Annotated in this window: 14 protein-coding genes; 11 read left to right on the forward strand and 3 right to left on the reverse strand. The window is 43.3% G+C overall.

The window, feature by feature from the left end:
* Window positions 1–15: 15 nt before the first annotated feature.
* Window positions 16–1,248, reverse strand: a complete 1,233-nt coding sequence (locus tag MsAc7_RS04485; RefSeq protein ID WP_338103390.1) for a (Fe-S)-binding protein — start codon at window positions 1,246–1,248, stop codon at window positions 16–18.
* A 232-nt stretch (window positions 1,249–1,480) separates the two neighbouring features.
* Between MsAc7_RS04485 and aroC the strand changes: the two genes are divergently transcribed.
* The 7 genes from aroC to MsAc7_RS04520 all read left to right on the forward strand — a co-directional run bounded on the left by aroC (window position 1,481) and on the right by MsAc7_RS04520 (window position 6,709).
* Window positions 1,481–2,590 (forward strand): chorismate synthase, encoded by a 1,110-nt coding sequence (gene aroC / locus MsAc7_RS04490; protein ID WP_338103391.1) that lies wholly within the window; start codon window positions 1,481–1,483, stop codon window positions 2,588–2,590.
* An 8-nt stretch (window positions 2,591–2,598) separates the two neighbouring features.
* Window positions 2,599–2,958: an SdpI family protein gene (locus MsAc7_RS04495; RefSeq protein ID WP_338103392.1), complete on the forward strand. Its 360-nt coding sequence runs from the start codon at window positions 2,599–2,601 to the stop codon at window positions 2,956–2,958.
* A 96-nt stretch (window positions 2,959–3,054) separates the two neighbouring features.
* On the forward strand, window positions 3,055–4,395 hold the full coding sequence (ahbD, locus tag MsAc7_RS04500) for a heme b synthase (protein WP_338103393.1): 1,341 nt from the start codon (window positions 3,055–3,057) through the stop codon (window positions 4,393–4,395).
* A 138-nt stretch (window positions 4,396–4,533) separates the two neighbouring features.
* Window positions 4,534–4,743, forward strand: a complete 210-nt coding sequence (locus MsAc7_RS04505; RefSeq protein WP_338103394.1) for a DUF1905 domain-containing protein — start codon at window positions 4,534–4,536, stop codon at window positions 4,741–4,743.
* Window positions 4,744–4,886: 143 nt separating this feature from the next.
* On the forward strand, window positions 4,887–5,414 hold the full coding sequence (gene ahbA / locus MsAc7_RS04510) for a siroheme decarboxylase subunit alpha (protein WP_338103395.1): 528 nt from the start codon (window positions 4,887–4,889) through the stop codon (window positions 5,412–5,414).
* Between the two features lie 30 nt (window positions 5,415–5,444).
* A complete protein-coding gene (gene ahbB, locus MsAc7_RS04515) occupies window positions 5,445–5,975 on the forward strand; it encodes a siroheme decarboxylase subunit beta (RefSeq protein WP_338103396.1) in 531 nt (176 codons plus the stop codon).
* The gene (locus tag MsAc7_RS04520; protein WP_338103397.1) at window positions 5,972–6,709 is read left to right on the forward strand and encodes a precorrin-2 dehydrogenase/sirohydrochlorin ferrochelatase family protein; all 738 of its coding nucleotides are present in this window, start codon (window positions 5,972–5,974) and stop codon (window positions 6,707–6,709) included. Before ahbB ends, MsAc7_RS04520 begins: the two co-directional genes overlap by 4 nt.
* Before the next feature lie 48 nt (window positions 6,710–6,757).
* Here MsAc7_RS04520 and MsAc7_RS04525 read toward each other — a convergent pair whose 3' ends face one another.
* Window positions 6,758–7,267 (reverse strand): hypothetical protein, encoded by a 510-nt coding sequence (locus tag MsAc7_RS04525; protein WP_338103398.1) that lies wholly within the window; start codon window positions 7,265–7,267, stop codon window positions 6,758–6,760.
* 270 nt (window positions 7,268–7,537) lie between these two features.
* On the opposite strand from MsAc7_RS04525, the gene MsAc7_RS04530 reads away from it, so the two are divergent.
* Entirely contained in the window at window positions 7,538–8,089 is a 552-nt protein-coding gene (locus MsAc7_RS04530) for a TATA-box-binding protein (protein ID WP_338103399.1), read from the forward strand.
* Between the two features lie 195 nt (window positions 8,090–8,284).
* The gene (gene aglJ / locus MsAc7_RS04535) at window positions 8,285–9,244 is read left to right on the forward strand and encodes an S-layer glycoprotein N-glycosyltransferase AglJ (protein ID WP_338103400.1); all 960 of its coding nucleotides are present in this window, start codon (window positions 8,285–8,287) and stop codon (window positions 9,242–9,244) included.
* 263 nt (window positions 9,245–9,507) lie between these two features.
* Here the strand turns inward: aglJ and thiC are convergent, their stop codons facing one another.
* Entirely contained in the window at window positions 9,508–10,791 is a 1,284-nt protein-coding gene (gene thiC, locus MsAc7_RS04540; protein ID WP_338103401.1) for a phosphomethylpyrimidine synthase ThiC, read from the reverse strand.
* A gap of 486 nt (window positions 10,792–11,277) precedes the next feature.
* On the opposite strand from thiC, the gene MsAc7_RS04545 reads away from it, so the two are divergent.
* Complete coding sequence (locus MsAc7_RS04545; protein ID WP_338103402.1) at window positions 11,278–13,527, forward strand: P-loop NTPase family protein; 2,250 nt, start codon at window positions 11,278–11,280, stop codon at window positions 13,525–13,527.
* A gap of 384 nt (window positions 13,528–13,911) precedes the next feature.
* Window positions 13,912–14,430 carry a zinc metalloprotease gene (locus MsAc7_RS04550; RefSeq protein WP_338103403.1) on the forward strand — a complete coding sequence of 173 codons (519 nt, stop codon included), beginning with the start codon at window positions 13,912–13,914 and terminating at the stop codon, window positions 14,428–14,430.
* Window positions 14,431–14,451 lie beyond the last annotated feature (21 nt).

Below are 14,451 nucleotides of genomic sequence, written 5' to 3' on the forward strand. Positions count from 1 at the left end.
AATTAACATTTTTAATTATTTGTCGCCGTAAGGGTTAAACTCGTAACGCGATAAACTGCGAAGCAACGCCTTGTTCGATAGCCGGACCAATTTATTATCGTCCCGTTCAGTCGCCGGATTGCCGCACGCCAAAGAAATAAATTCCGCCAAATCAAACACCGGCAAACCATTTTTTAGAGTCATGCCGCCTTCGATAATATTTTTCATGCAGCCACCGCAATTGGTAATGATCACGTTGCTTCCCGCATTTTTGGCAAGCTCGTGGATCTTTGCGGCTTGAGCAATGGATTTTTCCGGAAAGACGGTTCGAACGCCGCCGCCAAATCCGCAACATGCGGAATTTTCCGGCGTCGGATTGGACAGGGTGACATTCGGAACGGATTTCAAAACCCGGCGCGGCGCTTCATGTATTCCGACGGCGCGGGTCAGATGGCACGGGTCCTGGTAATAAAGAACCACATCACCATTATCGGATCCGGCGACCACTTCTTTTTGAGTCAAATATTCTTTCATGTCTCTTTTAAAAACCAATTTATTTTCTTGAATGAGCCGCCAAAGATATTCGGATGTTTGCAAAACTTCAAAATTTTGTTCGCCGAAAATCATCGGATACAAAACTTTAAACGCGCGGTAGCAACCGGGACAAGTCGTTACCAAAATTTTCGCGCCCCGGCGGTGAATTTCATCAATATTTTTTTGTCCGATTTTTTGGAGCGGGGACGGGTTTCCGGCGCCGAACGCCACCGAGCCGCAGCAATAATCAACGCCGCTCATCACGGAATAATCAATGCCGCAAGCGTCCATAATTTTGGCCGTGGATTTTCCAACCACTTTATTCATGCAGGACGCCGCACATCCCGGAAAATAAATCACGTCGCTTTTTTTGCCTTCGTTTCGAAACGTGACCGGCGGTTCCCAGTCGCCGATTTTGTGGTACATGTTGTTTGCGGAAAACGGATCCGCAAGTCCTTGCTCTTCCGATTTTCCGAATTGCTTCGTCTTTTTTTCACGCGCGATGGAAACGAGTTTTCGAATGCCGAGTTCTTTTGGACATGACACCGTGCAAATGTTGCACGTATAACACAAACGGATGTCATGTTCTTCTTTCGGGAGCGATTCCGGACGCGCCGACTCGTCCAAATAATTATATAAGTCCGTTATGATTCCCAAATCGTTGTAACTCGGGCAGACATCCACGCAAGCGCCGCAAAGATCGCATTCAAGCATATGTTTTTTAAGAATATCCATTGTTATAGACCCGTATCAGTGAATGGTGAATGAACGACGGTGAATGAACCGAAAATTAAAATAAAAACAATAACAAGCATATCCTGAAAAGTTTCAAATCTGAAATTTATGACGTTCTGAGAAAAGCACATATAGGTTTTATAGAATAAAAAGTGAAAGGGTAGAAAAGAGAATTTTTTTACTTCAAGGAAATTAATCAAAATAATTATACTTTCAGGAATCCGCGGATATTATGGCAGGCAACAGTTTTGGGGAAGCATTTCGGATCACAACGTGGGGAGAATCTCACGGCGCCGCGATTGGCGTTGTCATTGACGGCGCCGTTCCCGGAATAAGCTTATCGGAAGAGGATATTCAAAAAGAGTTGAATCGGAGAAAGCCGGGGCAAAGCGCTGTCTCAACCGCGCGGCAGGAGTCGGACGCCGTTTCGATTTTGTCCGGTGTTTTTGAAGGAAAAACAATCGGGACGCCGATTCTTCTGATGGTTCCAAATGAAGATCATGATTCATCGGCTTATGAGGATATTCGGGACACACCGCGTCCGGGACATGCGGATTTCGGGTATTTTTGCAAATACAAAATCCGTGATCACCGCGGCGGCGGCCGGAGTTCCGGACGGGAAACGGCCGGACGGGTGGCAGCCGGTGCTGTTGCCAAAAAAATTCTATCGGAATACGGGATTGATCTTGTTTGCCATGTGGTTCAAATCGGAACGGAAAAAGCCGACGCGGATCTGCTGAATAACTTGGCGGTGGGTGAAATCAAGGAACGGATTGAACGAAATCCGGTCCGTTGCGCCGATCCGGCCGCGGCCGCCATCATGGAGAAAGCGGTTTTAAGTGCCGCAAAAGACGGCGACTCTCTCGGCGGAATCGTCGAAGGACGCATTTCCGGCGTATTTGCGGGTCTTGGAGAAACGGTTTTTGACAAATTGGACGCCGACCTCGCAAAAGCGATTATGAGTATCGGCGCCGTCAAAGGGTTTGAGGTCGGAGACGGATTTGCCGCCGCTGTTGCCACGGGAAGTCAATTTAATGATAAATTTATGTACGATGGGAATGAAGTAATCACCAAAACCAATCACTGCGGCGGTATTTTGGGCGGGATTTCAACTGGTATGGAAATTCGGTTCCGGGCGGCTGTCAAACCGACGCCGTCGGTTGCGTGCCTGCAGGAAACAGTGAATCTGAAAACCGGACAAAATACAACCCTGGCAATCAAAGGGCGGCATGATCCGGTCATTGCCCCGCGTTTGGTTCCGGTCGCGGAAGCGATGGCGGCGATTGTTATTTTGGATCACTTGCTGCGCCATAAAATGATTGAGACGAAACAAGAGTCATGACGATTTTTATGGCAGTCGATTATGTATATTTGCCGGCTTTGCTTTCGGCGCCGGTTATTTTGTTCATGGTTGGAATTTGGATGTACAAATTCCCGCCGAAAAAGGTTAATTATTATATGGGATACCGGACGCCGAGATCAAAAAGAAGTCCGGAAGCGTGGCGGGAAGCGAATCGTTACTCTTCAAAGTTGCTGGTGGAATTCTCGTTGATTTTAATCGCCGTCACTTTGTGGTTGTGGTTTTTGAAAGATCCAACCGATGAATATGCGGCCCAAATGGCATTTATTGACACCTTTCTGCTCCTTTTGTTCATGGTCCTTTTAATTATCATGACGGAAAGGCATTTGAAAAAGATGTTTGAAAACTGAACAAATGAAATTAAATGTCGAGTTATTTTAAAGATTGAGCTAAAACCAATTAGAAGAACTGAAAAAGTAATTTTCAAAATGTGGTCAAGGGAAAAAATGGAAAAGAAAACAGAAAATAATATGGAACAGAAAATGGAAAATATGGAAAAGAAAACAAAAAATAATATGGAACAGAAAACGGAAAATATGGAACAGAAAACGGGAAACAATATGGAAAATAAAATGCCGGAAAAAGAAACCGGTTCCCAAAATATGCCTTCCGGAAATCATCCGGTCCTTCATTCCGGCAGACAGCCGGCCGTTCATTCCGGCGGGCATCCGGGTCATCCCGGCGGACATCCCGGACATCCGGTTTCAAATACGGACGATTCCGGTGTTCGCCCTCCTCGAATTTTGGCTTGGGAAACAACGGCCGCTTGTAACTTAGCTTGCAAACACTGCCGGGGCTCCTCAACGATTCATTCCGCCAAAGGAGAATTAACAACAGCGGAAGCCAAAAAGCTCTTGGAAGACATTCGGGAAACGGGAACGCCGATTATTATTTTAAGCGGCGGCGAACCTTTAATGCGCCCCGATATCTTTGAAATCGCCCGCTACGGGACGGATTTGGGATTTCGAATGACGCTGGCTACAAACGGGACGATGATTACAAGAGAAATTGCCGAAAAAATACGCGACGCCGGCATTCAACGGGTCAGTATCAGCCTTGACGGGCGGGAACGGACGCATGATACATTCCGATGTATTCCGGGCTGCTTTGCGGATTCCATGCGGGGAATTGACCATTTGAAAAAAGCGGGCGTTGAATTCCAAATTAACACCACGGTTTCCCGTTTTAACGTGGATGAACTGGAAGACGTTCACGCTTTTACAAAAGAAGTTGGCGCGGTAGCGCATCACTTTTTCTTTTTGGTGCCGACCGGCCGGGGCGCGGAACTGACGGAATTTGAAATCACGCCGGAAGAATATGAAACAGCGCTTGAGTGGCTTTACGGCATCCATAAAAAAACAGACCTTCAAATCCGGCCGACTTGCGCGCCGCATTACTTCCGGATTTTAAGGCAAAAGGCTAAGGAAGAAGGCATTGAAGTGACGCCCAAAACACACGGGTTAGACGCTATGACCAAAGGTTGTCTCGGGGGCATTTCTTTCGGATTTATTTCCAGTGTCGGCGACGTGAATCCTTGCGGGTATCTTCCCGTTTCGGCCGGAAATGTGCGGGAAACGCCGTTTAAAGAAATTTGGGAAAACGCGCAGGTGTTTAATGATTTGCGTAATTATTCGAAATATTTGGGAAAATGCGGCGCCTGCGGATACAAAACAGTTTGCGGCGGATGCCGGGCTCGCGCGTATCATGAAACCGGAAATTACATGGAAGAAGAGCCATTGTGTTCATACGTCCCGCCGAAATTTAAGAGGCCGGCGGATAAATCATAAATAATAGAAAATGCGGGAATTGAACAATACGTCTAAAAAAGGCAACGGGGGCAAAATGAACAACAATGGGATAAAATATGAGTTTAGCGCCCAACCTTGGCAAGCTTGTACCTGGCGTTTTGTTTCCCTTCCAAAAAAATGGCAAACGAAATCAGAGAAAATCTGAAATTTTTAGAAGAGGGCTGGGGGCGGTTGAAGGTAACGGCAAAGATCGGCAACAGCGAATGGAAAACCGCAATTTGGTTTGACACAAAACAGAATACTTATTTGCTTCCGCTCAAAGCAGAAATCAGGAAAAAAGAAAATATTGGAATGGAGAAGGAGGTCGAAGTAAGTATTTGGATTTAATGTAAAAGAGAAAAAGAAGCCTATTAATAGAAATAATCTTATTAATTCTAAGGTAAAACATTTTATATAAGATTGAATGAAAAAGAATGCATTTTATCGAAAACTGGATAAAAACGATAGATATCAGAGGTAAGATACAGGAAATGGAAGCCGGTGAACTGAATAAAGAATGCTTGGAACAGGCACAAACGCAAATGCGGCAGAATCGGTCCGGTTCTTCGATTGAGCTTGACGCGCTGGATAAGCAGATCATCAATTTGATTCAATTGGATTTTCCGCTCACGGTTCATCCGTTTGAGTCCATTGCCGAACAAATCGGAACGACGGAAGACGTCGTCATTTCCAAATTAAAACGGCTCCGGCAAGAAAAAGCCATTCGAAAAATCGGTCCGGTTATCAACACCCGTGCCGTCGGCGGCTCAAATACGTTGGCGGCGGTCAAAGTTCAGGCAGCAGATGTTGAAAAGGCGGCGGCTGTCATCAGCGCTTACCCGGAAGTTTCTCACAACTATTTGAGAAATGAGGAATACAACATTTGGTTTACCGTGTCGGCCTCTACTCAAGAAAGACTGGATGACGTTCTTTTTGAAATTCAAGACAAATTGAAGTGTCCGCTTCTGAATTTGCCGACAATCCGGCAATTTAAAATTCAAGTCAAATTCAAATTATAATTATACCGAACCATTTCCGGAGAAAAAGACGTGTCCTGTAAAAACACAGATTTCAAAGATGTTGATTTTTCAAAATCGGAGTCCAAATCAAGTTTGTCAGGACTGAATGAAACGGATGAATTATTAATCCGGCTGATGCAGGACGGAATTCCGTTGACGCATTCTCCTTTTTCGGAATACGCGCGTCAATTGGGGATTTCCGAAGAAGATGTGGTGATTCGAATCCAAGCGCTTCTTGAAAACGATAAAATCCGCCGTTTCGGCGCGTCGGTCGGCCATTTGGTGATCGGCTTTACCGCAAATGCTATGTGCGTATGGAATGTTCCGGCAGACTGTGTTTCCGATGTCGGGCAACGGATGGCGTCTTTTGATGAGGTCAGCCACTGTTATGAACGTCCGGCGTCGGCGGAATGGCCTTACAACATGTATACGATGATTCACGGCAAAAGCGCGAAAGATTGCGAAGCGGTCGCCTCTAAAATTTCAAAAGTGACCGGCATTTCGGAATATAAACTTGTTTTCAGCGAAAAAGAGTTCAAAAAAACAGGTGTCCGCATATGAAAAAAAATCCAAATACCGGAGCTGAACAACAGGATTTTTCATCCGCTTCCGGCGATTTTTCCAATATTTCTTCCGACAATTCCTATCTTCCTCTTTTTATTGATTTTTCGGAAAAACCGGTTCTGATTTTCGGCGGCGGCGCCGTCGGCGAGCGAAAGGTCGAACGATTCATTCACGCGCCGCTGCAGGTTGTCAGCCTCAAATTTACCGAAAAAATTTCGGAATACGCGAAAGCCGGACGGATTCAAGTTCTTGAAAAAGATGTTTCCGAAATTTCGGACGCCGATTTAAAAAAGATGATGGACGGTGTTTTTTTGGTGATTGTCGCAACGCCCGACGAACAACAAAACAACCGGATTGAACAGATGGCGAAATCGGCCGGCATTCTTGTGAATCATACCGGCGGCGCCGAAGAAGTCATCATTCCGTCTCTGATTGACCGAAATGGTCTTCAAATTGCGATTTCTTCCGGCGGCGAAAGTCCCGCGGTCACCAAATACGCGCGCCTTCAGATTGAAAAAGCAATCGGCAGCGATTTTGAAAAGATGATTGAAATTCAAAACGACGTTCGAAATCTTCTGAAAAACAGGGTGCCGGATCAAAAGAAGCGGCAAGAAATCTTGTGGGAAATCATGGATTCCGGCGACATTTGGGACTTGTTGAAATCGGAAAACGCGTCCGATTTTGAAAAAGCGAAAGAAAAAGCGTTTATGATGGCCGGAATTCAAAAATAATCTATTTCATTTTATTGGTTTATTTGTTTTTTTCTTAATTTTCTCATTTTATTTTCCAAAACACATCGGTGCCTCACAGTCGCCGACCAGACAATAAGTGTTTCTGCCGCGATCGTTTTCTCTTTGAAAAATAAGCGTCTTAACGTATCTTTTGGATTTGAACAAGTCAAAATAGATAATGTCGGCGTCTTTAAACTCTTTTCTAAATTTGTCGGCGTCACTTTCGCTTTTTTGAATAAAAGATTGCTCATGCTCTTGTTCTTCGCCGGCCGCACATTCACGTTCGTCAAACTCTTCGCTGTCGTCTTCGGCGTCTTCCAATATCAATTCAAGCCGGTTGAGTTCTTCCGGACTCATTTCCACCGAAAAAAGAGCATTTGAAAGGCTGTTTGAGGTGAAACACTCGGATTGGTTTTCGGAATTCGTTTCAAAATCGGAATCTGTTAAATCATCATCATCAAAATCTTCGTCGTCGAATCCGATTTTAAACGTCAAGCCCTCTTTTGAAAGAATGTCCATGATTTCTTCCGGAGAGGAAAACGAATCATCAATTTCCATGAATGACAGAACTCGTTTCTCCTTTAAAAGGGTTCAGGTCTAAGGTTTTGTTTTAAGGTTGTTTATATGTTCCGCATTTCCAAAATGTTTAGGAAATGAGAAGAGAGTATATAAAATTTATATACACCTTTATATATGTGGTGGAACATTTACACTTAATCTACATAAAATATCAATTCACAAAATTGTGTGTCTTTTTATTTTTTGGATCATAACGTATCAACTTTAACCTGTTATTCTACTTATTACAATTATCATGGTCGTACCCTTATGAGCGAATCCAATATTAAAATTGAAAATGTCGTCGCGTCGACGAAGCTTGCCAATGAATTTGATTTGAACTTAATCGTTGAGAAATTCCAAACGGCAGAGTACAATAAACAAAAATTCCCGGGACTTGTTTACCGCGTTTCCGACCCGAAAGCGGCCTTTTTGGTCTTTACGTCCGGAAAAGTCGTCTGCACCGGCGCCAAAAATGTGGAAGATGTCCACACCGTTATCGGAAATATGGCCAAAAAATTAAACGGAATCGGCATTGCCACCCTTCCAAAGCCGGAAATTTCCGTTCAAAATATCGTCGCGTCCGCTGACTTAAAAACTGTTTTAAACTTAAATGCAATCGCAATCGGACTCGGTCTTGAAAACATTGAATACGAACCGGAACAGTTTCCGGGACTCGTTTACAGAATCAATGACCCGAAAGTCGTCGTTTTGATTTTCAGTTCCGGAAAACTTGTCGTGACCGGCGGAAAGTCTCCCCAAGATTGCGAGCGCGGCGTTGAAGTGGTCCGCGAACAACTCGACAACATGGGCCTTTTGTAATGTTGCCGATTGGGGTTTGAGAAATCAAACTCCGTTTTTCGGTTTTTTGATTCGGACGATTGCGGCCTTTAAAAAGTCATATTTCTGTCCGCCCGTTGTTTGTTATCAAAAATGAATGATTTTAATTGTAAATTTGTTTCATTTATATTTTTTATATTTTTTATATTCTTACCATTCCAATTTTAAGTGATTTTTATGTCGTCTGAAAACAATGATGAAAAAAATAATTTAATTTTTGATAAAAACGATGTTTGCATTTTTATCCCGGTTTTAAATGAAGAATACGCCATCAAAGGCGTTATTGAAGATTTTAAAAAGGAAGGATTTTACAACATTTTAGTTGTGGATGGGAACAGTAAAGACAAAACACGCGAGGTTGCCGAAGAAGCGGGCGCCCGTGTCGTCATTCAGAGCGGAAAAGGAAAAGGACAAGCGATGATCCAAGCGTTTTCCATGATCCACTCGAAATATATTGTGATGATTGACGGCGACGGAACGGAACTCGCATCCGAAATTTACCGCCTCCTCAATCCGGTTTTGGAAGGGAAGGCCGACCATGTCGCTGGCGACCGGATTGCCGGACGAACGGAAAAAGCGTTCACGCCCGTGAATTTATTTGGAAATAAGATGATGAACTGGATTTTCCGGATTGCTTTTTGTTCAAATCTTTATGATATTTTAACCGGTTACCGGGCGTTTACCCGCGAATCCATTCAGGAACTGGATTTAAAGAAACACAATTTTGTGATTGAAACGGAGCTTACAGTCGAATGTTTGATGAAAGAACAACGCCTCATCGAAGTTCCGGTGACCTACTATCCGAGAGCCAAAGAAGTCGCGTCAAAGTTGCATCCGATTAAGGACGGCTACCGGATCAGTACCGCCGTTTACAAATATTCCCGGTTCTACAATCCGATTTTCTTCTTCGGCATTTGGTCTGTTCCTTTGCTCCTTCTGGCCGCGGTTTCTGCCGGTTACGCTTATTATTCCGAAAATCAACTGTTTCTTTTCAGTGCCGGCTTGTTCTTTTTGATGGCCGTGATGGTTCTTTTGGCGGGTTTTGTCTCCGATATCAACACAATGCTTCACCGGAAAACCTTAAAGGCGATGAAAGCTCACCGGAAACAAAACGAGCAAGAGTACGATCAATTCTGATTTTCCTGTGAATGAAAAAGAATAAAGAAAGAAAATAGAAAAGAAGAGTGTTTTTAAAATTATTCAAAAATAAATGAAAAACAGGGTCTGTTTGAATTTGCATTCGGAACGTTTTCCGAATGCATTTTCTTGTTTTTAATGGTTTAAGGTTTTTGGAGATTTTCGTTTTTGGGGATATTTTTAATCCGTTTTAAAAAATCCGGGTTTTGTCGGATAAATTATTCTGATGAATCAAACCCGGATCCGGCCTGTCTGTTTTAAGTTTATTTGGCAAGGTCGTAGTGTTGATTCACAATCTTTAAGGCGCAGAAGTCACCGCACATGGTACATGCGTCTTCGTCGCCCGGAGCCCGGCTGTTGCGGACCGCTCTTGCGTGTTCTCCGTCAATGGCAATGCTGTACATTTTCTCCCAGTCGAGGTCTCTTCTGGCACGGGCCATGGCCAAGTCTTCGTCTCTTTTTCCGAGGCGGATCATGTCGCCGATGTGGGCGGCAATCTTGGAGGTTTTCACACCGGTCACGACGTCTTCCAAGTTCGGAAGGGCGAGGTGTTCAGCCGGCGTCACGTAGCAGAGGAAGTCGCAGCCGTAAGATGCGGAAACGGCGGCACCGATGGCGGTGGTGATGTGGTCGTATCCGGGAGCAATGTCAGTCACCAAGGGGCCGAGCATGTAAAACGGCTTGTAGTTGCTCATGACTTTCATCAATTGGACGTTGGTTTTGATTTGATCAAGCGGCACGTGTCCCGGTCCTTCGACAATGACTTGAAGATCGTATTTGTCGTGCGCGATTTCGGCGCATTCGGAGTTGATGATAAGTTCCTGAACCTGAGCGCGGTCGGTCGCGTCGTGAACGGCACCGGCGCGCATTCCGTTTCCTGTGGAAAGGGTAACTTCGTGTTCGCTTAAGATTTCACAAAGATAATCAAATTGGCTGTAAAGCGGGTTTTCTTTTTCATTGTGAAGCATCCAGGTGCTCATAAAAGCGCCGCCGCGGGAACAAAGTCCGCCGTAGCGTCCGTGTTTTTTCAAGCGGTCAAGGGTCACTTGGTTAATACCGGTGTGGATCGCCATGAAACAGGTTCCGAGTTTGGCCTGGTCTTCCGTGGCTTTGAAGAGTTCGTCTTCCGTCATGTGGACGATTGATCCGTATTTTTCGGCAGCTTGAATAAAGGCTTGGTAGAGCGGAACGGATCCGACCGGTAAGGAGATGGCGTCACAAACCGCTTTTCTCATGCCGAGGAAGTCTCCGCCGGTTCCGAGTTCCATTAATGTGTCCGCACCTGCTTTTTCGGCAGCTCTGGCTTTGGCAACTTCCATTTCCATGTCAACGATGTCGGAAGAAGCACCGATGGACGCGTTGATTTTGGTCCGGCATCCCTGTCCGATTCCGGCGTATTTCACTTTGCGGTACGGGCTGAGCGGAATAACGATTCTTCCGGCAGCAATTCCGCGGCGGATGAATTCAGGGTCAAGCTCCTCTCTGGCAGCGACGATTTTCATTTCCTCCGTAATTTTACCGGCTTTGGCATCTGTAACAATTGACATTTATCAAAACTCCTTTTTGATTTGTAATAATGTATAGATAGTTGCAAAGTATGTTTTTGCATGGTGTCGGATGATTTATCGTCCCTCAAGAGTATTGAATTTAAAATCATCCATTGACAACGTGATAAAGAGAAAATGTGTTTTTAGATTATAAATATATTCAAAAAATAAACTTGATTTTAAATCAATTATATTTTATTATTCTGTCAACAGGTGTGTATTTTTCTACAATCAATTTTGAAAAAATTATAAATAAAATTAAATGAAAATTTGAAATCAATTAAATTTGATTTAATATGAAGTGTACTTGATTTGATTACGACGGCGTTTATCTTGTATCGGATAAACAGGATTTATTTGTTGATTTTACACGGATTCGTTTGTTATAACTTACATTTCAAAATAGTTCATTACTTTCACCCCGCTTATAAGACATTTATATTCGTTTTTTTCGTTTTACCGTCTATGATCACGGAATCGAAACAAATGACCTTTGTTTCTCAAACAAACGCTCAACCGCAAGGGACCGGACTTGTACGGAAAATATCGCCGTCAAATCAGACGGTGTCGGCCAAAAAGTCTGTATCGGAAAACCGATTGGAGACCGGTCCGGCCGGTGCCCCGGAAGATCGCGGAACGGATTTTGAAATTCGGCTTCGGGATATTTCCGGCATCGGACTCATTCTTGAAAAGCGTTTGATTGCGCATTTCGGCAGTGAAGAAAAGGCGGTCTCTTCTCTTTTGGATGGAAATATCCAAGAACTTTGCCGGGTGGAAGGACTCACTAAAAAAGCAGCGCTGTCTTTGATTTTAAACGCCTCAAAGGAACAATCCGGGGTTTCTGCCGGCGATTTTTTAAAAACGAAGGAAGCCGAATCCTTATATTTGGGCATTTTAAAAATGCTTAAAAAATATTGCCATACATCTTTTGCGTCCGATTATATGGACCGGCTGATTCCGTATCCCAAGTGCAGGTTGGATTTGTCGGACGCCGTTTCCGATAAGATTAAAACGCATATGATGTTGATTGACGCGCTTTCCGGTGATGACATTGATTTGATTGACGGATTTTTATCTCAAATAATGCCGCTTAAGACAACGGCCGCTGTCAAAATTAAAGACAAGGCAATTTTGGCGTTTTCGGAAAAAACATATCTTTCCGCCAAGGAAAAATTCGGAAAAAATATCAACGTCTATTGGGTTTCAAACCCGCAGGAATGCGCCGATTATTTTTCCGCGTACACTTCCGTTATTTTATTTGAATTCCCTGAATTTGATATGCCTGACGGTTACGATTATTTCCGGGATTTTGAAAATACAACCTTGGAACAATTGGCGCCTGAAATTTCTTTGGACTTTTTCGTTCAAAATCAAAAGACGTTGATTTCATGTTTAAAATTGGCCGAAATTTTAGCAACCAATTCAAATATTTTCAATGGTTTTTCGGCTGAAAGTGCCCTCCTTCTTAATCAGATCTCAAAAATGGATTCCTCCGGAAACTTTGCACCGGGGACAGATGCTGAAACGGACCGGCTGAATTTCATCATCAAAAACGCCGATGAAACCTTTCTAAAAGCGGCCGGTGTGTTATCCAAAAAAATGGAAGAGTCGCTGTCGGCGAGTACGCTCACGTTGGACGGCGCCCAAATGATGAAAGTCATGTCCGGCGTTGATTTAAGAGAGATTGTCAGCGAAAAAATTTCCAAAAACTATCGGGAATATGCGGCATCCGCCTTATCTGAAATCACCTCCGTCCTGTCGCTTAAAAAAGAAGAGGAATTTCTCATCGGCGATGTCTTTGGAGATGAAATCCGTTGTCCGGTTTCCGTTAATTCGGATGCAGCTTCGCGATTTAAGAAACATATTTCGGCTCAGATTGCCGAACGTGCCGCCGCTTATAAAAAGAAATTGTCAAAAGAGCTTTCCGGAAAAAAGGAAGTTTGCGAGTCTTTGGTTTTAGCGGCTCTTGAATTTGATGTTTGGTATTCCGCCGCCGGATTTGCCGCAGCGTACCGAATGACTTTTCCGAAAATAGAAACAAAATCAAACGCCTCGTTTTTTTCGATGGCATCCGGGAAGAATTTATTTTTGTCTCAAAAATACGGCTTATCCGATGTGGTTCCCGTCTCCTATTCGGCGGAATCGGTGACCATTTTAAGCGGTGTTAATTCCGGCGGAAAAACGTCGCTTTTAGAGCTTTTGGGTCAATGCTTGATTTTGGCGCACATGGGATTTCCGGTACCGGCCGAATCGTTTGAACTGTCTGCTTTGGACGAATTTTATTATTTCGGAAAATCCAAAGGGACGCTCGACGCCGGCGCGTTTGAAACGACGCTGCGCAACTTTTCGGGTGTTTTGAGAAAATCAAAAGAAAAAAAGAATGGGCAGGAAACTCGAAAAGCCATTTTTGCCGACGAACTTGAAGCGATTACGGAGCCCGGCGCTTCCGCTAAAATCATTGCCGGCCTTTTGGAAGCGTTTTGTGAAGATGCAAATGCGTTAACGCTTTTTGTATCCCATCTGGCGGAGCCGATTCTGAAAAATTGCAGCGTTCCGGTTCAGGTTGACGGAATTGAGGCCGAAGGTCTGGATGAAAATTTGAACTTAATCGTGAACCGAAGCCCGGTGAAAAATCATATCGCGAAAAGCACGCCGGAATTGATTGTCGAAAAACTGTTTTTATCATCTTCAGGAGATGATGCGGTCTTTTATGAACGGTTGAAGAAAAAATTTTAAGTTTTTCACATTAAAAGAGACGTAGGCTACTCTTTTTAGAAATATTTTTTCTTTTTTGAATTTGAGTTCAAAACAACTTTTTTTAGATGTCTGTCTATTCTGAAATTTTTTCATTTCAAGTCCGGAAGATTTTTATTTTTACAAGTAAATAGAAATTATTTAGACAGACCGCAATTATTTTATACATAATAATATAAATTCAATTTGTGAAAATTTCGATTGAAAAAAGGAAAGCTCACCACCGAATCTTGACGCTGATACCGTTAAGATTCGGTGCTTAGATGTGAGCGAATTCAAGTCGTTGACGATTAGAATTCGCTCCTCTCTTTGATTTTTAAAGTATTTAAAATAAATGCGAAATGAAATATGATCAGGAGATTTAATGTGAAATATAAAATAATAATTTTATGTATTCTTGTTCTTGTTTTATTGAGCCCTGTAGCTTCAGCATGTAGTTATCACATGGGTTCAAACGAACATGCCGTTAAATTGAAAAAAATTCATTGGTATGGGTCTACAACATATTCAAATGAATGGTCTGCCGCGGTTTCAACATGGAACGGCATGGGTTCGGTTACCATTAAAGCCGACCATTTACTCAGTCAAAAAGATCTTAAAATATTGGATGTAGATTCACCCAGGCCATACGGATACACAGGAGACTGGCCTTCGGCTGGTTATAGCAATGGGTCTGAAAATGGTACAAAACACATCAAAATTAATACCGCCATTTTATATGGATATTCATCAAATGAACGAACGAAAACACTGACGCATGAACTCGGACATGCATTGGGTATCAAAGACATTAACATTGATAACAATATCATGAGACAGGGCAGATTATCTCAAACGTCATTAGGAACAAAAGATAAAGAAGTTTATCGATGTATTTGGGGATGATAAACGTGATTTTAAAAAATA

This window comes from Methanolapillus millepedarum (genome assembly GCF_032594115.1).
GTDB classification, from domain to species: domain Archaea; phylum Halobacteriota; class Methanosarcinia; order Methanosarcinales; family Methanosarcinaceae; genus Methanolapillus; species Methanolapillus millepedarum.